Raw genomic sequence first — 21,468 nt, forward strand, 5'->3', positions numbered from 1 at the left:
GTTTAACATAAACTGATTTTTTAAGATGAAAACTTATATGCCCTTAAATGGGCTCAGGTGGAGTCGCAATAGCGGCTCTGCCAACTGTGATATGCCTCAAAGTGCCGTTTTCGGACGGCCTGGGGGGGCAGTTTTCTTCGTTTGCAAATGAACGATTATTCTTATAGTATCAAACGACCTCGTGATTTTTAGTTTTTGTAGAATTAAAAAGGTTTTATGCGTCTTTACATCTCATTACATTTTGCAATATGGCGGATTTGTGTTATCTTTGCAAAACAATATATGTGGCGAAAGGGCCACGCACTTATTACTAACAATCTAACATTAGCTATGAACAGACTACTCTTATTGCTTGCCGGTGCGGCATTGTCGGCAAATGCTTATGGGCAAAGGGCATTGCCAGCATGCCAGATAATGGATGCTGACACGGTATGCCGGATATTCGTTTATTCTCCTGGTGACAAGGACGGCCTGCATCTGGCCTATCTCGACGAGACGGAGAAATGGGTGGATGCCGGTCAGCTGTGCGGCTCGGACTATTCCCGCTGGGGTTCGGAAAAGAGAATGTACAACCCTTATGTTACCCACGCTGCCGACGGCACGTGGCGCGCCGTGTGGTCAGTGAACGATTATGCGCCGTGTTTCGCCGTGGCATACAGCGAGGACTTGGTGACATGGCGACCACAGGACTATCCTAAGGTGTCGGTGAAAGGCGTGCAGAGGCCGGTGGTGTTCCAGATGGATGACGGCTCGTTCGACATTTACCTGCGCTCGGCATCGGGAAAGAGGCATGTTCATGCTTCCAATGACTTCAGGACATTCAAGGAGTCGCCGGAGCCAAGCACCATTGACGATGTAGCATGGATTACTGATACGGCAACGGTGGGACAGAAGAGGTTTGAGGGAAATATATTCGACGTGCCCAAGCTGCATCTCGACTATATCTTCTCTTATTTTGACGCTCTTGCTGCCGACGCGGAGAAGAACCGCGTGACCATGCGCGATGACAAGGAGCGGTTTAAGGACTTGCCTGCCACGGTGACGGCATCTCTGACTGTTGACGCAGGCAAGACCAAGGCTATCTCCGACAAGCTGGTGGGAATATTTTTCGAAGATATCAGCTATGCGGCAGACGGTGGCTTGTATGCCGAGCTTGTGCAGAACCGCGACTTTGAGTATTCGTCAAGTGACAGGAATGAGTGGAATGCCCTGACGGCATGGGAGCACAGCAAGGGCGTAAGGGTGGAGACGGCGCAGCCGTTGAGTAAGGTGAACCCACACTACGTGGTGATGAGAGCTGACACCTTATATAATATAGGATGGGATGGCATAGCCGACAAGGGTGCGGCCTACGACTTCTCCATGTATGCCCGTATGATGGCCGACGTAGCAAAGCAGATGACCGTGGCACTGGTTGCCGACGACGGCACGGTGATGGCAGAGGGCAAGCTGAAGGTGGCTGGCAGGGAATGGAAGAGATATGCTCTGGCTCTGACCACTGATACCAAGAAACGCGCAAAGCTCTATGGCGGAGAGGTGCGGAACTGCCGCCTGGTCATTGTGGGAAAGAAAGAAGCCGAGGTAGCCTTGGACATGATATCGCTGTTCCCGCATGACACTTACAAGGGGCATGGACTGCGCAAAGACCTTGCCGAGACAATAGCCGCGTTGAAACCTAAGTTCGTAAGGTTCCCGGGTGGCTGTATGAGTCATGGTGAGGGCATTGACAATATCTACCATTGGAACCATACCGTGGGACCGTGGCAGGACAGGGTGCCCGACAAGAATATCTGGCACTATCACCAGACACGAGGACTGGGATTCTATGAGTATTTCCAGTTCTGCGAGGACATTGGAGCAGAGCCGCTGCCTGTGCTTGCAGCGGGCGTGCCATGCCAGAACTCCGGTCCCGACAAGGATGGTTTCGGTGGGCAGCAGGGTGGCATACCCATGGAGGACATGCCTGCCTACTGTCAGGAAATCCTCGACATGATAGAGTGGGCCAACGGAGACCCGGCAAAGAGCAAGTGGGCTAAGATGAGGGCGGATGCCGGACATCCGGAGCCGTTCAACCTGAAGTATGTCGGCATAGGCAACGAGGATATTATCTCAACGGTATTCGAGGAGCGGTGCCTCATGATATGCAAGGCCATAAAGGAGAAATACCCCGACATCGTAGTATGCGGAACCGTTGGACCCTTCCATGACCCGTCGGCAGACTATATCGAGGGATGGCGCTTCGCCAAGGAGAACAGTAGGTATATTGACATGGTGGACGAGCACTACTATGAGTCGCCGGGATGGTTCCTGAACAATCAGGACTATTATGACGGCTACGACCCTAAGGCTCCGAAGGTGTACCTTGGTGAATGGGCATCGAGAACGAGAACCATGGAGTCGGCACTGGTTGAGGCCATGCACCTTTGCCACATTGAGAAGAATGCCGACGTGGTGGTTATGACGAGTTATGCTCCGCTGTTGTGCAAGGAGAAACACCATAACTGGAACCCAAACATGATATATTTCGACAACACCAACATCACGCTCACTCCAAGCTACCACACTCAGAAGCTCTTCTCCGTGAATGGTGGTGACAGGTATGTTGCCTCGACGCTCAGAGTGCCAGAGGGATTGGAGAACAGGGTGGCTGCCAGCGTGATCACTGACTCGAAGAGTGGCAAGAAGTACGTGAAACTTGTCAATGCCCTGCCTTCGACGTTGAAATTGAACGTCAGCGGCTTGGACATCAGTGGCAATACAGCCATTGAAGGATTCCAGGGAATGCCTGCAGACAAGGCTGTGCAGCCTGCCGATGGCGTTAAGGTTGAGGGCTCTGCCATAACCCTGCCTCCTTATACCGTGGTGTGTGTGGCAATGTGATTAATAGACTCTTACATATTCAGTAATATTGCATAACCATATTTAGTGATTGCATAAAAAACAACTTGGTACGATTGACCTCAGTTTTTTGAGATTCACAAGTCGTACCAAGTTTTTTTTATGGTGTCCAATTTGATATGCAAAAATTGGGCTTCCGTCATCACTTGACATACACAATGGCGAGGCGGTTTGATGTCGTGCCTTGCACTCCCTTTCCTGTGGCCTCGTCTACTATCACGCCACGCTCCTTGAGATAGCAGCCCACGGCATCAGCCCTGCTTTGCGACAGCTTCTGGTTAAGTTCTGCAGAACCCTCCGGCGATGCTGTTCCTGCAATCTGCACATGCCTTCCCTTGTCTATGGAGTTCAGGGCGGTCTTGGCATCATTGGTGAGAACGGACTTGCCCTGTGCAAAGGTTACGAATACGAGGTTCTCAACCCTTACCTCCTTTGGTGCTGGGGCTTCTATGACAACTTCCTTAACCACCTCCTTAGGTTTCTTGGTCAGCTCGCTCCTCAGGTCGTTGATCTGTGCGTTGAGCATGTCTATCTCCGCCTGATCCCTAAGCTCGGCTATGGTGAAGTTGTGTGTGCCATTGGAGTTCCCGAACTTGTAGATAATGCCAGCATTGAGTTGCGCATAGGCACGGTTGATGTTGTACTTAACGCCTCCGTGTCCCAGTTCCACTCCGTTTTCACGGCCATTGCCGTTGTCGACTGTTGTGGCAGAGTTGTTTAGACCCCATACTACGGCAGGCTCCACATACAGCTGCCATGCTTTCCTTTCCCCGAGGTTGAATGCAAAGTCCAGTCCTGCTTTGGATGTCATGAAATTCCGTGAGCCAATGACCTGTGACGAGTGGCCGCAGAAGTGCCCCCATCCCAGACCGTATAGCGCGCTTACCTCGAAGGTGCGTGGCACGCCCTCGTAGCCGCATAGCCAGTTGGTCATGTTGACAGTTCCGAGCAGGCTGGTGTTCAGTGCCCTTACTGCGGTGTGCGATGCCGCGTAAGGTTTGTTAGAGAAGTAGGCATTGCTCTCAATAGCCCATCCGAAGACGGGGGTGATGTAGCGTCCGAGCCTTATCCCCACATTTGGGTTGAGCTTGTTCAACCATCCACCTGTAGGGGTGGTCATCTTTGTTGCGACACCTCCGTTAATGCCAATGTAGAAGTTGTCGAACGTCTTGCTCTCCGTAACGGTCTGTGCGGACATCTGCATGACCATCAGAGAAGCAGCGATTAAAGTAAAACTCTTTTTCATAACGATAGTGTTTAGTTAGTAATAACCCATTCCCGGTACCTCCGGCAGATGGTAGTATCTGTTGTCGCAAATTAAAGAAATAATTGCGACTTCGCCAAGGGCGGATGACTTAAAAATCTCTTCTGTAATATAAATATAGACAATCACAACATTGTTTAGCAAAATAGCCTGCTTAGGCATCCTAAATTAACATTGATTGATTGTGTTTGCGACGATGCCTTCTCGCTTTGTCGTAAAATGCAGTATGAATCCTCGTGTTTTACTTCAAATCGTAATCATTTCGTCCTGTTATGTTACGATTTGTAGCCGTAATTGAATTTTTAGTCTATAATTGTTGGCTATTACGCAAAAACTGATTACCTTTGCATCTGCAATAAACGAAATGTTATGAAACATCAATTGAGAAGTGCTGTCTGCACGGAAGGCAGACGAATGGCTGGAGCCAGGGCCTTATGGGTGGCCACAGGAATGAAACAGGAACAATTTGGCAAACCTATTATCGCTATCGTTAACTCGTTCACGCAATTTGTGCCTGGACATACACACCTGCATGAGATTGGGCAGATTGTAAAAAAAGAAATAGAGGCCATGGGATGCTATGCGGCCGAGTTCAATACCATCGCCATTGATGATGGTATTGCCATGGGTCACGATGGTATGCTCTATTCGCTGCCTTCAAGGGATATTATCGCCGACTCTGTGGAGTATATGGTGAATGCACACAAGGCGGATGCCATGATTTGCATCTCTAACTGCGACAAGGTGACACCGGGAATGCTCATGGCAAGCATGAGACTCAACATACCAACTGTATTCTGTTCGGGAGGACCTATGGAGGCCGGAAGATGGAGAGGCGAGAATGCCGACCTGATAACGGCAATGATAAAGGGTGCCGACAATGATGTCAGCGATGAGGAGCTGGCACAGATAGAGGCTTGCGCCTGCCCAGGCTGCGGCAGCTGCTCGGGTATGTTCACTGCCAACTCCATGAACTCGCTCACAGAGGCCATCGGCCTGTCGTTGCCTGGCAACGGTACAATTCTTGCTACCCACCAGAACCGCATAGAACTCTTCAAGGCCGCCGCAAGGCAGGTTGTCAAGAACGCCTACGCATACTATGAGGATGGCGACGAGAGCGTGCTGCCAAAGAGCATCGCCACGAGGAAAGCTTTCCTCAATGCCATGACGCTCGACATAGCCATGGGAGGAAGCACCAATACCGTGCTGCACCTGCTGGCTGTGGCTCAGGAGGCCGGAGCCGACTTCTGCATGAAGGACATTGACGAGCTGAGCCGCAAGGTGCCATGCCTGTGCAAGCTTGCTCCGAACACTCAGAAATATAGTGTACAGGAGTGCGGACGCGCAGGCGGCATACTTGGCATTCTCGGTGAGCTTGACAAGGGCGGGCTGCTCTATGGCGACGCCAAGCGTGTAGACGGACTGACTCTGGCTGAGGCTATGGAGAAATACTCTATCACCAAGGCAGACATCGACCCCGAGGCCGACCGCATATACCACAGCGCACCGGGCAGGAGGTTCTCTACAGTCATGGGTAGCCAGAATGCCCAGTGGGAGAGTCTTGACACCGACCGTGAGAACGGCTGCATACGCAGTCTGGAACATGCCTATACCAAAGATGGCGGACTGGCCGTGCTGTTTGGCAACATTGCTCAGGACGGATGCGTGGTAAAGACAGCGGGAGTAGACGAGAGCCTGTGGCACTTCGAGGGACCGGCTGTGGTGTTCGACTCACAGGAGGATGCCTGCGAGGGAATTCTCGGTGGCAAGGTCAACAGCGGCGACTGCGTGGTGATTACACACGAGGGACCGAAGGGTGGTCCGGGCATGCAGGAGATGCTCTATCCTACATCTTATATAAAGAGCCGGCATCTGGGCAAGGAGTGCGCACTCATCACTGACGGACGCTTCTCGGGAGGTACATCGGGACTCAGCATCGGACATATATCGCCAGAGGCCGCGGCGGGTGGCAACATCGGAAAGATAAAGGATGGAGATATCATAGAGATTGACATCCCGTCAAGAACAATCAATGTCAGGCTGACAGATGACGAGCTGGCAGCCAGACCGCAGCAGCCACTGAGACGCGACCGCAAGGTGAGCAAGGCTCTAAGGGCTTATGCACAGAGTGTGGCCAGTGCGGACAAGGGCGGTGTGAGGATTGTAGAGTAGACAACTGATATACGCAATGCACGTCGGACTATACATTTAAAAGAAAGAGTTATTTCGGACTAAACATACAAGTTTTTATGATACCAAGCGAAATAAACAGCAACGAAAAGAACACTCCAACGGATAACGGCGCTACGCCCGACATCATAACAGGTGCCGAGGCACTGATGCGCTCGCTCGTTGCAGAGGGCGTAAGGACTATATTTGGCTACCCTGGTGGTGCCATAATGCCTGTCTTTGATGCCCTTTATGGATATACGAGAGGGGATAACAAGAAGTTTGACCATATTCTGGTGCGCCATGAGCAGGCCGCCGCACATGCCGCCGAGGGCTATGCCAGAGTTAGTGGCGAGGTGGGAGTCTGCCTCGTGACGAGCGGACCAGGCGTTACCAATACCCTTACGGGAGTGGCTGATGCCATGATGGACTCTACTCCCATTGTCGTCATTGCCGGACAGGTGGGCACGGGAGCATTGGGAACCGATGCCTTCCAGGAGGTTGACCTCGTGGGCGTGGCGCAGCCGATAACAAAGTGGGCATACCAGATAAGAAGGCCTGAGGATGTGGCATGGGCTATAAGCAGGGCATTCTATATTGCAAGGAGCGGAAGACCGGGACCAGTGGTGCTTGACTTCCCGAAGAACGCGCAGGTTCACAGCTGCGAGTGGAAGCCCGTGCATGTTGACCATATACGGTCGTATAATCCTTATCCTCAGATTAACCAGCAGGCTGTAGCCGATGCCGCCGACATCATCAACGCAGCCGAGCGACCCTTTGCCCTCGTTGGACAGGGAGTGGAGCTGGGTGGCGCCCACAACGAGCTTGTGGAGTTTCTGGAGAAAGCCGATATCCCTGCCGGACGAACGTTGCTGGGACTGTCGGCCTTGCCATCGGGACATCCTCTTAATATGGGCATGCTTGGCATGCATGGCAGTTATGCAACCAACATGAAAACACAGGAGTGCGACGTGCTCATTGCCATAGGAATGAGATTTAGCGATAGGGTAACAGGACTGCCTTCGACATATGCCAAGCAGGCCAAGATTATCCACCTCGACATAGACCCTGCCGAGATAAACAAGAACATTGTCAGCGATGTGGCTGTCATAGGCGACTGCAAGATCTCGTTGCCGGCGATAACACGGCTGCTGAAGAAAAACGTCCACAGAGAGTGGCGTGACTCGTTCAAGGAGTATGCCGACATGGAGAACGAGAAAGTAATAGAGCCGGCCATACATCCCACGGAGGGACCTCTGCTCATGGGAGAGGTAGTAAATGTTGTGGCCGAGGCTACTGGTGGTGAGGCCGTACTGGTAAATGACGTTGGCCAGAACCAGATGTTCTCATGCAGGTATTTCAAATACAACAGGAAACGCTCGGTGGTTTCGAGTGGAGGCCTGGGCACAATGGGCTTTGGACTACCAGCTGCTGTGGGCGCCACATTCGGTGCTCCCGACCGTACCATCTGCCTGTTTACAGGCGATGGCGGATTCCAGATGAGCATACAGGAGCTCGGCACCATCATGGAGCAGCAGTCACCTGTGAAGATGATAATGCTCAACAACAACTATCTCGGCAACGTAAGGCAGTGGCAGGACATGTTCTTCGGTCACCGCAGAAGCTTCACCAAGATGCTGAACCCATGCTATGAGTCAATAGCCAAGGGATATGGTATTCCTTATGACGTGGTCGTAGACCGAGCGGACCTGAAGGAGAAGGTAAGGAAGATGCTCGATACCGACGGACCCTACCTGCTGGAGTGTGCTATCAAGGAAGAGGCCGACGTGCTGCCGATGACACCACCGGGAAAGAGTGTCAACGAGATGTTGCTGGAACTGTAATGGTGGGTTGTAAATAATTAAAACATAACTATGAACGCAGAAAAGAAATTATATACCCTGCTTGTCTACTCTGAGAATATCGCCGGTATACTCAACCAGATTACTGCCGTGTTCACACGCAGGCAGGTTAACATTGAGAGCCTGAACGTGTCGGCCTCGAGCATCAAGAATATACACAAGTATACTATCACTGCTTGGAGCGATGAGGACCAGATAGTGAAGATAACGAAGCAGATAGAGAAGAAGATAGATGTCGTAAAGGCCGACTACTATACTGATGACCAGCTGTTCATCCATGAGGTGGGACTGTACAAGATATCCACACCAATTCTTATGGAGAATCCTGAGATTTCAAGAACCATAAGGAAGCACGATGCGAGGATGATGGAGGTGAACCCTACTTATTCCACCGTGCTGCTTGCCGGACTCACCGAGGATATCACTGACCTCTTCTCTTGCCTCGACTCCTTCGGATGCCTGCTGCAGTACACGCGCAGTGGCCGCATCGCTGTGACAAGGAGCTTTGACGAACCCGTTAGTGATTTCCTTTATGACACCGAACATGACAAGGCATGAGCTGAAGGACAAGGTTGGAGCGTACGAGTTCCTGGCAGAGCCGTTCCATTGTGATTTCTCAGGCCGTCTCTTCATGGGACATCTGGGCAACCACATGCTCAATGCTGCCGACTTCCACAGCAACGACCGCGGATATGGCATGAACGTGCTCGGGCCGATGCACCGCACATGGGTACTGTCGAGGCTTGTCATCGAGATGGACGTCATGCCGAAAGCCTACGACAAGTTCACCGTTGAGACGTGGGTGGAGAGCGCTATGAAGTATTTCACAGGACGTAACTTTGCTATCAGAAGTGCCGATGGCATGGTCTGCGGTTACGGCAAGAGCATCTGGGCTATGATTGATACGGTGACGAGGCAGCCTGTTGACATACTGAGTATCAATGACGGACTGGTACTGGAATATGTGGAGAAGGACAAGCCGTGCCCCATAGACAAGCCCGGAAGGGCAAGGGTGGGCGAGGGAGCCAAACTCGTGCGGACTGTCGACACATATTATAATGATGTTGACATCAACGGCCATATCAACAGCATAAAATACATAGAACACGCACTCGACCTGTTCGATGTCGAATGGTTCAAGGCTCACAGGCTCAAGAGAATGGAGGTGGCATATATAGCCGAGACCTACCAGGGTGACAAGCTAAGCTTCTTCGTTGAGGAAACAGAGGCTTTACACTATGGTATCAAGCTTGTAAAAACAGATAAAAACACACACGACACTATCGAAGTGTGCAGAATGTCCCTCTTTTTTGTAAAAGATTGAAAGAATATTTGGTGGTTTCGTGTTAAAGTGTTATCTTTGCATCCGCATTACAACAATCACCCTTAGCCGTTCCCTCGTGTAGGAAGCGGGTGGGTCATTCAACATCCTTTGGACAAGGAGTGCAGACTCACGAGGCTAATTAATAATCTGCCGCTAAGTCTTTGCGGCAACAAAAACAAATAATTTTATCATGGCAGAAATGAATTTCGGTGGCGTAATGGAAACCGTAGTCACCAGTAAGGAGTTCTCATTGGAAAAGGCACGCGAGGTGCTGAAAAACGAAACAATCGCCGTTATCGGCTATGGCATTCAGGGCCCAGGCCAGGCTTGCAACCTTCGTGATAACGGCTTCAACGTAATTGTAGGACAGCGCGAGGGAAAAACCTACGACAAGGCTGTCGCCGACGGATGGGTACCGGGCAAGACTCTCTTCTCTATTGAGGAGGCAGCGCAGAAGGGTACCATTGTCTGCATGCTGCTCTCTGATGCCGGTCAGATTGCCGTTTGGCCAACTATCAAGCAGTATCTCACACCAGGCAAGGCTCTTTATTATTCACATGGATTTGCTATCAACTGGAACGACCGTACTGGTGTTGTTCCTCCAGAGGATATTGATGTCATAATGGTTGCACCTAAGGGTTCTGGTACTTCTCTCCGCACAATGTTCTGCGAGGGTCGTGGTCTGAACTGCTCATACGCTGTTTACCAGGATGCTACTGGCAAGGCAGAGGAGAAAACTATCGCTTTCGGTATTGGTATCGGTGCAGGCTATCTCTTCAAGACTACATTCCAGCGTGAGGCCACCTCTGACCTTACAGGTGAGCGCGGCTCTCTGATGGGTGCCATAGAGGGACTTCTCGAGGCTCAGTACGATGTTCTTCGTGAGAATGGTCACTCGCCATCTGAGGCATTCAACGAGACAGTAGAGGAGCTCACCCAGAGCCTTGGCCCGTTGTTCGGTGCAAAGGGTATGGACTGGATGTACGCCAACTGCTCTACAACGGCACAGCGTGGTGCACTCGACTGGGCTCCAAGGTTCCGCGAGGCCATCAAGCCTGTTATGGAGTGGCTCTATTACTCAGTGAAGACCGGTAACGAGGCTCAGATCTCCATTGACAAGAACTCGCAGCCCGACTATCGTGAGAAGCTCAACGCTGAGCTTGAGGCTATGCGTAACAAGGAGATGTGGCAGGCTGGCGCAACGGTGCGCAAGCTCCGTCCGGAGAACAATTAATAGAAATGGTTTAATCTTTTATTATGCATAACAGTTATACCAGGTGAGGACTATAGTGCTGTGGTGACAGCATTACCTTACCAAAAAGGTATTTGAATACAAACTTTTGAGTTTTTAATAACGCTATTAAGGGGGAAGTGGGCCGTGAGGAACTCGCTTCCCCCCATTTGCAGTCTCATAACAATAGTCTTTTGTCAATGAAAATACGGCATGTTCGGTACTTGTGGATAGTGCTGTCTCTGATGGTATTATTTGTAGCAGTGCTGTGCACGGTTTCCCGTGTACATTACGACAAGTTTACCCCAGCTTCTGGGGCTATGGTCGAAGAGGCACATTATTATGTCCTCCGTTCAGCCTCAGGTTCCGATTCAATATATACATATATATATAAAGGTGGTGACACAGTCATTGCTGAGAGCGACAATGCGAGGTTTATTAGCAACATAACTCGCCGTCGTAGTGCCTCATGGGTGAACTGGTTGTGGTTACCATCGTGCTTTGGCACCCTTGCCGCTAAGATTGACAGCACAGAGGAACGGAACAGCAGCCTCCCTATGCTGGAGGTACCACAGGCGCGGCGGTTGCTTGCCAGCCGTTGCTCACTCATCAGGAATAAGGCTGCGGATATGCAGAGGCAGCTGGCAGAGATAGACTATTATCTGCGTACACATAAGGTTCATGACGAAGGATTTGACGTGGTTGCCCGCCATAGGGAGACAGTTCTTCACAGCATAGACTCGCTCACACGCATGGCAGTAAGCATAGAAAGAATTGTGCGCTCAGGACGGCTTTCCGTGACTCTTACCGACCGCTATGCTGTGGTCATGGATGGTGTCTGCATGGAGGCAATGAAGGTCTCGTCGTGGCGTGACGGTTTTGCGATGTACCGCACCACCAATGGCACCACTCCGAAGCATGTCCGTCCCGTATACCTGTATTCAGATGGTCTTTTGTCTAGCCTGCGTCCCACGGCTGCATTACGGTCGTCTTCTGACACCATTGTCGTGAGAAGTGACGTTGGAGGAGGTCAGACAGATGGATATCTGTCAGTCAACTATCCCGATGGTAGTTATTACGAGGGACAGTATTCCGATACGCTTGGCGGCATAATGCGCCATGGCTTCGGTGTCGATTTTAGATCAGATAAAGTGAGGGTGGGGCGTTGGGAGTACGACCGTTACCGTGGTGAACAGCCTCTTTACACGGCTGCGCATATATATGGTATAGACATCTCACGCTACCAGCATGAGCCTTCTTCTCAGACAGTGAGGAGGGGACGGCGCAGACGAAAGGTCACATACCCCATTCTGTGGAACCAGTTACGCATCACCTCACTCGGCTCCATGTCGAAGAAGCGTGTGGAGGGCAATGTGGACTATCCGATATCCTTCATATACATCAAGAGTACCGAGGGAAAATCGCTCACCAACCGTTATTTCCGTGCCGACTATGCTGCTGCGAGGAAGCATGGTTATAGGGTAGGGGCCTATCATTTCTTCTCTACCCGTACAACGGCACGGCAGCAGGCAGATAATTTCATTAAGAACAGCAGATATCAGAAGGGTGATTTGCCACCAGCCCTCGATGTTGAGCCATCGGCGGCACAGATAGCCCAGATGGGGGGCATCAGGGTGCTGCTGAAGTCTGTACGATCATGGTTGGAGGATGTCGGGCATCGCCTTGGTGTGCAGCCGATATTGTATGTCAGCCAGTCATTTGTCAACAAATATCTGACAGATGACAACCCGGACGGTGACTATCTGAGGAAGAACTATCAGGTGTGGATAGCGAGATATGGTGAGTACAAGCCCGACGTACACCTTGCTATCTGGCAACTGTCGCCAGACGGCAGAGTGAGAGGAATTAGGGGGCTGGTAGACATCAATGTCTTCAACGGCTTCGAAGAGGCTTTCAGGGATTTCTCTTCCATATCTGCCCATTCTCTTCCTCAACCATCTCCTCGTTGACGATATATATGAGAGCCTCTTTGACAAACTCCCTTGGCAGTTGTATGTTCCTGAACTCTTCCAATGGGTGCCTTTTGCCGTCGGAGAGTATGTCCATGATGCGTTGGGTGGCTGCCGCCAGATTGTCCTCGCTCAGTCCGGAGGAGTTGTTGTCAAGGCATACGTCGCACTGGTGGCAGTTGTCAGCATCCGTATCGCCAAAATAGTTTAGAAGCTGTTTGCTGCGGCAGGTCGTATTGTTTGTGGCGTACCCAATCATCGCATTGATACGCTGCGTATACTGTTCCTTGCGTCTTTCGTATACCTCTTCCGATATTACCACCCTTTCGGTTTCCTCCCTTTCCTGCAGATAGGTGATGGTCGGAACTTTCTGCTGAGGTATGAAGTGCAGGATATTCTTCTTGCTCAGTCCCTTTAGAATATTGTAGACCTGGTCTTGCGTCAGTCCTGCCTGGTTGGCCACGAGCGACTCGTCGATGTAAGCATAGTCCACGAATAGTCCGCCGTAGTGCCTGAGTAGTGTGGTCACCACCAGATCCTCTGTCGGTGAGAGGCTGTCTAATCTGTTCAGCTCATTCCTCGACAGCAGGAACATCAGTCTTGCCCGTCCGTCCGGCTCTGTTTCATAGCCTATGTATCCTGCCCTCTCAAGAATTGTCAGCGCAGAGTTGGCCTGTACGGGGAACAGTCGGAAGTTGCGGCAGAAATTATCTATCTCGAATGAGAATGTATGTCCGAGTGCGCTACCTACACCTATCTGATAATATGCTGCCAGCTTCTCATAGACCTTTCTTATGTATTCTTTGTCAGGGAACGTGTCGTCGATGCGGCGTATCAGTTTACGGGTGTCGGAGTGATTGTACAGCAGCACGGCATACGCCTTCTTGCCGTCACGTCCTGCGCGTCCGGCCTCCTGGAAATATGCCTCTATGGAGTCTGGGCAGTCGTAGTGTAAGACTATCCTCACGTCAGGTTTGTCGATGCCCATGCCGAAAGCGTTAGTGGCTACCATCACCCGTGTCTCGTCGTCGTGCCATCTCTGCTGTCTGACGTCTTTCGCCGTGTGGGTCAGTCCGGCATGGTAGAATGTAGCCGTTATGCCGCTCAGCTCCAGCTTCTCTGCAATTTCCTTAGTCTTCTTGCGGCTTCTGACATAAACGATTGCGCTACCTTGAACAGCAGATAGTATATGCTCCATCTCTGCATCCTTGTCAATGGTTTCCCTAACGACATAAGCGAGGTTCTGCCGCTTGAAACTCATGCTGAAGACATTCTTCTCTCTGAATTCCAGTTTCTCCTGAATATCGTCCACAACCTGTGGTGTCGCGGTGGCAGTAAGGGCCAGGATTGGAGCAGCAGGTTTCAGCCTGCGTATTTCGGCAATTCTGAGGTACGATGGGCGGAAGTCATATCCCCACTGGCTGATGCAGTGCGCTTCGTCAACGGTGATGAAGCTGACATTTATGTGTCGCAGCTTGGTGAGGAAGATGTCGGACGACAGTCTCTCGGGCGATATGTACAGCAGTTTGGTATGGCCGAAAATGCAGTTCTCAAGCGTCGATACTATCTCGTGTCTTGACATTCCTGAATATATGGCAGCTGCCATAATGCCACGCCGCCTGAGGTTGTATACCTGATCTTTCATCAATGCGATGAGCGGTGTCACAACAATGCACACTCCATCCTGTGCAAGGGCAGGTACCTGGAAGGTGATGCTCTTGCCGCCGCCCGTAGGCATCAGTCCAAGTGTGTCGTTGCCCTCGGCTATGCTCTTGATGATGTCCTGCTGTATACCCCGGAACTCCTCATATCCCCAGTATTTTCTCAGTATAGGCAGGAACGTTTCCTCACACTCTGCGTTGCCATTCATTCTACCGAGTCACTGTTGGGTCTGATATCCTCTATCTGCAGTTGTACCTGATTGCGCTTGAAGACGTTGTCCTCAATGGTATACACAATGTCGAAGCTGCGTTTCGACTTAATATATCGTGCTGAGGCACTTTGTCCGAAGGCTATACCGTTTACTACGGTACTTGACTTCGAGTCTACGAGTTCCAGCTTGATGTGCTCCTGTTCCCGTCCTACCACCTTGCTCGTTCCGTAGTCGTATACCGAGAGCGTGCAGAATATGGGCTTGTTGTTGCCAGGACCGAATGGTGAGAAACGCTTAAGGTCGTTGTACAGCCGCTTGGAGATATCCTTGAAGTCTATGACAGCATCTACATTTATCATTGCCTCCTTCTGCGATGGCTTTATATGCTCGTCCACATACTGTTGGAAGCGCTTTCGGAAATGCGGTATGTCCTCCCATTTCAGGGTCAGTCCAGCTGCGTAGGTGTGTCCTCCGAAGTTTACCAGCAGGTCGCGGCAACTCTTTATGGCTGCATAGACATCGAAGCCCATGATGCTTCGGGCTGACCCCGTGGCATATTCGCCGTCACGCGTAAGAACTACGGTGGGACGGAAATATATTTCTGTGAGCCGTGATGCCACGATGCCTATGACTCCCTTTTTCCAGTTCTCGTCATACAGCACTATGCTCGAAAGATGTCTCTGGCTCTCAAGTTTCGATACGATGATGTTGGCCTCCTCGGTCATCTGCTTGTCTATGTCCTTGCGTTGCTCGTTGTACTCATTGATGTGCTTCGCCTCCTTCAGTGCCATCGAGAAGTCTTTTTCCACCAGCAGGTCCACACTTTCCTTGCCGTTCTCCATACGTCCCGACGCATTTATCCTTGGGCCGATTTTGAATACGATGTCGCTCATTGACAGCTCCCTGCCATTTAGGCCGCAGATGTCTATGATGGCCTTTAGTCCAAGGCTGGGATTTTGGTTCAGCTGTTTCAGTCCGTGGAACGCCAGTATGCGGTTCTCGTCCACAACGGGAACAATATCGGCCGCTATGCTTACTGCACAGAAGTCGAGTAGTGGTATCAGGCGCGAGAAGGGAATGCCGTTGTTCTTGGCAAATGCCTGCATGAACTTGAAGCCTACTCCGCAGCCGCAAAGGTGCTTAAACGGGTATGAGTCATCTGGCCGCTTAGGATTTAGTATGGCTACAGCAGGCGGCATCACCTCGTCCGGTACATGATGGTCGCAGATGATGAAGTCTATGCCAAGCGACTTGGCATACCGCACCTCCTCGATGGCCTTGATACCGCAATCGAGGATGATGATGAGTTTCACACCTGTTTCCTTAGCATAGTCTATTCCCTTGTGGCTAACGCCATATCCCTCCTCGTATCTGTCGGGAATGTAATAGTCGATGTTGGAATAGAACTGCTGCAGGAACTTGTAGACCAAAGCGACGGCGGTACATCCGTCGACATCGTAATCTCCATAGACAAGAATCCTTTCCTTACGTCCCATGGCATCGTTGAGCCGGTCTACGGCCACGTCCATGTCCTTCATCAGGAAAGGGTTTATCAGGTCGGCAAGCTGTGGCCGGAAGAAGCGCTTGGCGGCACTCTCCGTCGTTATGCCACGGCTGACGAGCAACTGCGTTAGTATGGGACTAATACCTATTTTCTCTGCAAGTTCCTCAGCCGTCCTCTTCTGCTCTGGTGTAGGAGTTTCGAAATTCCATTTGAAGTGCATTATCTTGATTTTTGTTTTGTCTTGTCAAGCTGTCGCCTAAGCTGACGCAAAAGCGCATAAAGTCGTGCCAAAGTTACAAAATTATTTCCATAAACTGGCCATTATGTCTCCTTTTTTTCTGTATTGCTTTATATGTGGCTTATTTTGTTGACTGTTTCATCGAAAATGTGTATCTTTGTCAGCATATCGTAAGTAGTATGAAAAATAAGACACTTGCAGTTATTGTCCTCCTCGTATTGTTGTGTGCAGGGAGGTTTTGGGGCAGCCATGACGATGGCAACGGACAGGCAAGCCAAGGTGTAGGGGCATCAGCGTCGTCAGAGGCCTCAATGTCCAGAGATTCATCTTCTGGCGACCTGCTCGAGCAGAAGGGTAGGGAAGGACGCATGCTCTATCGCGAGGGATATGTGGTATGCTTCGATGAGGCTTCAAAGATACCATATTGGGTAGCTTGGCACCTCACGGCAGAACATGTCGACGGAGACGTCAGGCGCAGTGATGACTTTGCCGAGGACCCGGAGGTTGCTGATGGCCCAACCCTTGCCGATTACCGTGGCTCAGGGTGGAGCCGTGGCCACATGTGCCCTGCGGGCGACAACCGCTGGAGCAGACAGGCCATGAGCCAGTCCTTCCTGCTTACCAATATGTGTCCACAGAATGCCCGGCTCAACAATGGCGACTGGAAGGAGTTGGAGGAGAAGTGCCGTAAGTGGGCCAAACGCTACGGAGATATATACATAGTATGCGGGCCGCTGCTCTACAACCGCAGGCATCAGACCATAGGAAAAGGACAGGTTGTCGTGCCGGAAGCCTTCTTCAAGGTTGTACTGTGCATGAGCGGAAAGCCAAAGGCATTAGGCTTCATATACAAGAATGAAGATGGCAACAGGCCCATGGGCGACTATGTCAATACCATTGACGAGGTTGAGCGTATCACAGGACTCGACTTCTTCCCAGCTCTCGATGACGATGTAGAGCGTGCTGTAGAGTCGAAGGGCGATATTAAGGATTGGATGTGAGCCGGCGATATTCAAATGTGAAACAACTGTATTGTCATATCTGTTTAGGGGCATACAGACAGATAATCAGCTTTCGTGGGCAGGTTGAATTAGAAACAGCACATGCGGCTGAGAATGGAGACGCAGTAGGATGAGAATGCGTAGAGAGCTATATGAATAGCTCCCTTCACACGGGTGTGCTAATAAAAATGATAGGGTGTCCAGTCAGCCGTTTCAAATTGACGTGGTCACAGGGGCTGGTACATTTGATTCGTGTCCGACCTTTGGTTCAGGGTGTTTCTACATTTATTAGGGTACCTGATTTTTGTACATCAAACTCTACACCATATAAAAATGAACAGTCACACGGCATGCATGTGACTGTTCAGTGAATTCTGTAGGCAGCACGCGCTTACAGCGCGTACATGTCAAAAGCAAAAAAGGGAGGACATGTCGAAAGTTTGTCCATGTCGGTAACTTAGATGCCGAGTTTCTTTCGGATATCCTTTGGTATGGCGTTTTTGTTGACCATATAGTCCATGGTGTTGGCAGCGATGAAGGTCTTGGTCATATACCAGATACCCTTGTAGTCGCCAGCCTCGCCCCATGAGTTCTTCACCATGTAGTACTCCTTGCCGTTCTGGTCTTTTGCTATTCCGTAGATGAGCATGCCGTGGTCATCGGTAAGTTCCCAGTTGTCATACCGCTCCTGTCTCATTTCCTGTGTCGGTGTTATTTCTGGAACGAGGCATCCCAGCGAGTCGAGCTTGCTGGTCTTCTCTGTCCTGCTGAGCTTTAGCCAGCGTGCCATGTCGCTTCCTGCGAGGCTCTGTGCCTTCTTTGAGTCGATGGCGTAGGCCAGTCCCTGACGTGTGAATCCCTCCTCGGAAACGTCGCCGCCCCATGCCACGCAGTAGCCGTTCTCTATGGCGTTGTCGATGATGCGCATCATGTCCTCCATAGGAACGTTCCATGACAGTGGGTTGCGCCAGTTGTCCTGTACCTCAACGGCAAATTGTGTCCAGAAGGGGTGGTGAGTGTAGCTTGTGATGGTTACATAGTCGTTGAAGTCGAGTCCGAGGCTTGCGGCGAACGACTTCGGGGTGTATGTCTTTCCCTCGTATGTGAACGACTCAGGGCACTCGCCGAGGTATGCGTCAAGAATACCCTGCAGTCCGACCTTCCACTGTGATGATATTTTCTTTGCGTCACTCTTGGAGATGGCTGCCACGTATGGCTCGAGCAGGCTGAAGAACTCGTTGAAGTTGTTCAGTGAGTCGCCATAGAGACTGCCTGGGAACGGCATAGCGTCCTCGGGACAGATACCATAGTTCTGGAGACAGAAGAGTGGGTCGTAGCAGCTGCCGCCCTGTGCGAACTGGCAGTCACCGTGCAGGCGTACCACCTGAATGGCGCGGTCCATGTAGGTCTTGTTGGCAACGAACGACTCGCAGAGGTCGTATGTCTTGCCAGTCTTCTTGAGGATTTCAGCCTCGAAGTAGCTCAGGGTAGAGTAGTCCCAGCACGTGCCCGAGCGGTTCTGGTCCTTGATGCTTGTGATTTTGTTCTCCTTGATAACGGTGAACACAGGCTTGTTCTTGTTTACGCTGTCCTTCTCGGCAGCAAAGGCACCAGTCGACATAAGCGCGAGAAGTGCCAGTGAAATGACTTTCTTCATTGTTGTTATAGTTTTTGGTTGTATGTCATGCGTTGCTTTTCATAAAATCCTCGACATCCTTCGGGTGGTATGGTATGAGATCCTTGCCGATGAAGCGGCATCCGTCCTTAGTGATGAGAATGTCGTCCTCGATGCGTATACCTCCGAAGTCCTTGTAGGTCTCGAGCAGGTCGTAGTTGATGAAGTCCTTGTGCAGCCCCTTGGCTTTCCAGTCGTCGATGAGTGCGGGGATGAAGTAGATGCCCGGTTCGTCGGTAACTACGAAGCCTTCCTGCAGCCGTCGTCCCATGCGCAGGCAATTGGTGCCGAACTGGTCGAGGCGTGGCCTGGTCTCCTCATCGAAGCCGACATTTATCTGGTCAAGGTTCTCCATGTCGTGAACGTCCATGCCCATCATGTGGCCGAGTCCGTGAACCATGAACATGGCGTGTGCTCCGGCCTGTAATGCCTCCTCGGTGTCGCCCTTCATGAGTCCCAGCTCCTTCAGCCTGTTGGTCATAAGCCGGCATACTCCGAAGTGTACGTCCCAGTATTTCACGCCGGGCTTGGCAGCCTGGAGGGCATAGTCGTGACATTCCTCCACTATGGAGTATATCTCCAACTGCCTTTGAGAGAACTTGCCGTTGATAGGCATTGTGCGGGTGTTGTCGGAGCAGTAGTTGTTTACCGTCTCGGCACCGGCGTCTACGAGCAGCAGCTTGCCGTCCTCAAGTGGGTTGAGCGATGGTGCGCCGTGCAGTATCTCGCCATGTTGCGAGAGAATTGTAGCGAAGCTCTCCATGGCTCCCAGCCCGTGTGCTATGCCCTTCATCTGTCCTGCTATGTGCTGCTCTATCACTCCCGGCTTGCACATTCTCATGGCTGTGGTGTGCATCTTGTGGCCTATGACGGCGGCTCTCTCCAGTTCCTCTATTTCCTGTGGCTCCTTGGTGGAGCGCTGCTTTACTACGGCATTGATGAGGTCCATAGACGCGCTTTCCTTCTGTTGGTTGGGGTGTATTCCCAGCAGGTCGAAAATCTGTATCATTATGTCGTGACGGTATGGCGGCAGGAAGTGTATCTTGCGCTTAAGCCGCAGGGCATCGTTGCATATTGTCTTCAGACTCCTCATCGGAGCGCTGTTGCCTACCCCCACCTGTGTCGCCATGTCGTGGACGCTGTCGACAGAGCCGTACCAGACGATGTCCTCTACCGAGATGTCATCACCGATGAGTGTCTCGATGTCGTTGTCGATGTCGATGACGCCCACGAGCCCGTCCCTGTTCTGTCCGAAATAATACAGGAACGAGGAGTCCTGCCTGAAGGGGCTGTAGCCGTTGTTCGGGTAGTTGGATGGTGAGTTGTTGTTGCCGAACAACACTATCACACCGCTCTTTACGAGTCTCTTCAGCTCGGCGCGGCGGTTGACGTAGGTTTCTTTGCTGAACATATTAATATGATTTTAATAAGAATTTGTTGCAAAGTTACACATTTTCCAGTAAAAACCATTAACTTTGCAATAAAATTGGAAAAATTACCAAGTCTGTTGTATTTAGGAAGAGCAAATGATACGCAATACAGGATTGATATTGGAGGGTGGTGGCATGCGTGGCGTCTTTACCAGTGGTGTGCTTGACGCATTCATGAAGCATGGGCTGGAGTTCAGCTACGTAGTGGCTGTATCGGCCGGCGCGTGCAACGGCCTGTCGTATGTGAGCAGGCAGCCGCGCAGGGCCCGTCTGTCGAATATCGATATGCTGGTAAAGTACAACTACCTTGGCATACGTCATCTTGTCACACAGGGTTGCATCTTCGACCCAGAGCTGTTGTACGACAGGTTTCCCAATGAGCTTATACCATACGACTACGATACGTATTTTGCCAATCCTGCCACTTTCGAGATGGTAGTCACCAACTGTGAGACGGGCTATGCTGAGTATCTGTCGGAGAAGAGTGGTGACAGGCAGCGCCTGCTTGACATTGTCCGTGCGAGCAGCAGCCTTCCGTATGTCAGCAAAGTGGTGATGGTTGATGGTGTGCCGTATCTTGACGGGGGCATTGTTGACAGCATTCCGATAGAGCGGGCTGTAAGCATGGGCTTCAGGCGCAATGTGGTCATTGCCACCCGAAATCGTGGTTTCAGGAATACTGGCAAGGACCGGAAGATACCGCGGTTTATATATAAGAACTATCCTCGTCTGCGTGTTGCGCTGAGTCGCCGCATAGCCCTCTACAACCAGCAGCTCGACATGCTTGAGCGCATGGAGGACAGTGGTGAGGTGCTGTGCATACGCCCTCAACGCCCTATGGAAGTGGACAGGATAGAGAAGGGCGCCACAAAGCTTGAGCGGCTATATGAGGAGGGGTACAACCTCGGTGACGAGTTTTGCAGAAAAGGATTGTTGTAATCCTAAAATCCGCAACTAATATTGATGCTGACTAATTTTGCAGTTCGCTTCTCCATCTGACGATAGTCTTGCCACTACAGACGTGATTAT

General features: G+C 51.2%; 14 protein-coding genes. 9 read left to right on the forward strand and 5 right to left on the reverse strand.

Annotated elements, in window-relative coordinates; translation table 11 throughout:
* The first annotated feature begins 330 nt into the window (after positions 1 to 330).
* The gene (locus CIL02_RS06690) at positions 331 to 2,880 is read left to right on the forward strand and encodes an alpha-L-arabinofuranosidase C-terminal domain-containing protein (protein ID WP_094400185.1); all 2,550 of its coding nucleotides are present in this window, start codon (positions 331 to 333) and stop codon (positions 2,878 to 2,880) included.
* 160 nt (positions 2,881 to 3,040) lie between these two features.
* Here the strand turns inward: CIL02_RS06690 and CIL02_RS06695 are convergent, their stop codons facing one another.
* Positions 3,041 to 4,144 (reverse strand): OmpA family protein, encoded by a 1,104-nt coding sequence (locus CIL02_RS06695; protein ID WP_094400187.1) that lies wholly within the window; start codon positions 4,142 to 4,144, stop codon positions 3,041 to 3,043.
* Between the two features lie 387 nt (positions 4,145 to 4,531).
* Here CIL02_RS06695 and ilvD point away from each other — a divergent pair, with 387 nt between their 5' ends.
* The 6 genes from ilvD to CIL02_RS06725 all read left to right on the forward strand — a co-directional run bounded on the left by ilvD (position 4,532) and on the right by CIL02_RS06725 (position 12,718).
* The gene (ilvD, locus tag CIL02_RS06700; protein ID WP_094400189.1) at positions 4,532 to 6,334 is read left to right on the forward strand and encodes a dihydroxy-acid dehydratase; all 1,803 of its coding nucleotides are present in this window, start codon (positions 4,532 to 4,534) and stop codon (positions 6,332 to 6,334) included.
* 77 nt (positions 6,335 to 6,411) lie between these two features.
* Entirely contained in the window at positions 6,412 to 8,175 is a 1,764-nt protein-coding gene (ilvB, locus tag CIL02_RS06705) for a biosynthetic-type acetolactate synthase large subunit (protein ID WP_094400191.1), read from the forward strand.
* A 30-nt stretch (positions 8,176 to 8,205) separates the two neighbouring features.
* Positions 8,206 to 8,751, forward strand: a complete 546-nt coding sequence (gene ilvN / locus CIL02_RS06710; RefSeq protein ID WP_094400193.1) for an acetolactate synthase small subunit — start codon at positions 8,206 to 8,208, stop codon at positions 8,749 to 8,751.
* Positions 8,738 to 9,517 (forward strand): acyl-[acyl-carrier-protein] thioesterase, encoded by a 780-nt coding sequence (locus CIL02_RS06715; protein WP_094400195.1) that lies wholly within the window; start codon positions 8,738 to 8,740, stop codon positions 9,515 to 9,517. Before ilvN ends, CIL02_RS06715 begins: the two co-directional genes overlap by 14 nt.
* Before the next feature lie 190 nt (positions 9,518 to 9,707).
* A complete protein-coding gene (gene ilvC, locus CIL02_RS06720) occupies positions 9,708 to 10,751 on the forward strand; it encodes a ketol-acid reductoisomerase (RefSeq protein WP_094400197.1) in 1,044 nt (347 codons plus the stop codon).
* Between the two features lie 197 nt (positions 10,752 to 10,948).
* Positions 10,949 to 12,718, forward strand: coding sequence for a glycoside hydrolase family 25 protein (locus CIL02_RS06725; protein ID WP_240513560.1), 1,770 nt, complete (start codon positions 10,949 to 10,951; stop codon positions 12,716 to 12,718).
* On the opposite strand, the gene CIL02_RS06730 is transcribed toward CIL02_RS06725, so the two are convergent.
* Both CIL02_RS06730 and recJ read right to left on the reverse strand, forming a co-directional pair.
* Entirely contained in the window at positions 12,663 to 14,588 is a 1,926-nt protein-coding gene (locus tag CIL02_RS06730; RefSeq protein ID WP_094400199.1) for an ATP-dependent DNA helicase RecQ, read from the reverse strand. The two genes, CIL02_RS06725 and CIL02_RS06730, sit on opposite strands and share 56 nt — an antisense overlap.
* Positions 14,585 to 16,315 carry a single-stranded-DNA-specific exonuclease RecJ gene (gene recJ / locus CIL02_RS06735; RefSeq protein WP_094400201.1) on the reverse strand — a complete coding sequence of 577 codons (1,731 nt, stop codon included), beginning with the start codon at positions 16,313 to 16,315 and terminating at the stop codon, positions 14,585 to 14,587. Before recJ ends, CIL02_RS06730 begins: the two co-directional genes overlap by 4 nt.
* A gap of 197 nt (positions 16,316 to 16,512) precedes the next feature.
* On the opposite strand from recJ, the gene CIL02_RS06740 reads away from it, so the two are divergent.
* Complete coding sequence (locus CIL02_RS06740) at positions 16,513 to 17,334, forward strand: DNA/RNA non-specific endonuclease (protein WP_094400203.1); 822 nt, start codon at positions 16,513 to 16,515, stop codon at positions 17,332 to 17,334.
* Positions 17,335 to 17,791: 457 nt separating this feature from the next.
* Here CIL02_RS06740 and CIL02_RS06745 read toward each other — a convergent pair whose 3' ends face one another.
* Positions 17,792 to 18,991 (reverse strand): aminopeptidase C, encoded by a 1,200-nt coding sequence (locus CIL02_RS06745; RefSeq protein ID WP_094400205.1) that lies wholly within the window; start codon positions 18,989 to 18,991, stop codon positions 17,792 to 17,794.
* Between the two features lie 25 nt (positions 18,992 to 19,016).
* The gene (locus tag CIL02_RS06750; RefSeq protein ID WP_094400207.1) at positions 19,017 to 20,420 is read right to left on the reverse strand and encodes an aminopeptidase P family protein; all 1,404 of its coding nucleotides are present in this window, start codon (positions 20,418 to 20,420) and stop codon (positions 19,017 to 19,019) included.
* A gap of 115 nt (positions 20,421 to 20,535) precedes the next feature.
* Here CIL02_RS06750 and CIL02_RS06755 point away from each other — a divergent pair, with 115 nt between their 5' ends.
* Complete coding sequence (locus CIL02_RS06755; protein WP_094400209.1) at positions 20,536 to 21,378, forward strand: patatin family protein; 843 nt, start codon at positions 20,536 to 20,538, stop codon at positions 21,376 to 21,378.
* Positions 21,379 to 21,468: the final 90 nt, after the last annotated feature.

Origin of the sequence: Prevotella sp. P3-122 (assembly GCF_002251365.1) — a bacterium.
Taxonomy (GTDB): Bacteria; Bacteroidota; Bacteroidia; order Bacteroidales; family Bacteroidaceae; genus Prevotella.

Excerpts from the sequence above, each read along its gene's own strand:
- CIL02_RS06730 (WP_094400199.1), bottom strand. The coding sequence starts at position 14,588 with ATGAATGGCAACGCAGAGTGTGAGGAAACGTTCCTGCCTATACTGAGA.
- CIL02_RS06745 (WP_094400205.1), bottom strand. The coding sequence starts at position 18,991 with ATGAAGAAAGTCATTTCACTGGCACTTCTCGCGCTTATGTCGACTGGT.
- CIL02_RS06695 (WP_094400187.1), bottom strand. The coding sequence starts at position 4,144 with ATGAAAAAGAGTTTTACTTTAATCGCTGCTTCTCTGATGGTCATGCAG.
- CIL02_RS06755 (WP_094400209.1), top strand. The coding sequence starts at position 20,536 with ATGATACGCAATACAGGATTGATATTGGAGGGTGGTGGCATGCGTGGC.
- CIL02_RS06690 (WP_094400185.1), top strand. The coding sequence starts at position 331 with ATGAACAGACTACTCTTATTGCTTGCCGGTGCGGCATTGTCGGCAAAT.
- CIL02_RS06750 (WP_094400207.1), bottom strand. The coding sequence starts at position 20,420 with ATGTTCAGCAAAGAAACCTACGTCAACCGCCGCGCCGAGCTGAAGAGA.
- CIL02_RS06740 (WP_094400203.1), top strand. The coding sequence starts at position 16,513 with ATGAAAAATAAGACACTTGCAGTTATTGTCCTCCTCGTATTGTTGTGT.
- CIL02_RS06715 (WP_094400195.1), top strand. The coding sequence starts at position 8,738 with ATGACAAGGCATGAGCTGAAGGACAAGGTTGGAGCGTACGAGTTCCTG.
- ilvN (WP_094400193.1), top strand. The coding sequence starts at position 8,206 with ATGAACGCAGAAAAGAAATTATATACCCTGCTTGTCTACTCTGAGAAT.
- ilvC (WP_094400197.1), top strand. The coding sequence starts at position 9,708 with ATGGCAGAAATGAATTTCGGTGGCGTAATGGAAACCGTAGTCACCAGT.
- CIL02_RS06725 (WP_240513560.1), top strand. The coding sequence starts at position 10,949 with ATGAAAATACGGCATGTTCGGTACTTGTGGATAGTGCTGTCTCTGATG.
- ilvD (WP_094400189.1), top strand. The coding sequence starts at position 4,532 with ATGAAACATCAATTGAGAAGTGCTGTCTGCACGGAAGGCAGACGAATG.
- recJ (WP_094400201.1), bottom strand. The coding sequence starts at position 16,315 with ATGCACTTCAAATGGAATTTCGAAACTCCTACACCAGAGCAGAAGAGG.
- ilvB (WP_094400191.1), top strand. The coding sequence starts at position 6,412 with ATGATACCAAGCGAAATAAACAGCAACGAAAAGAACACTCCAACGGAT.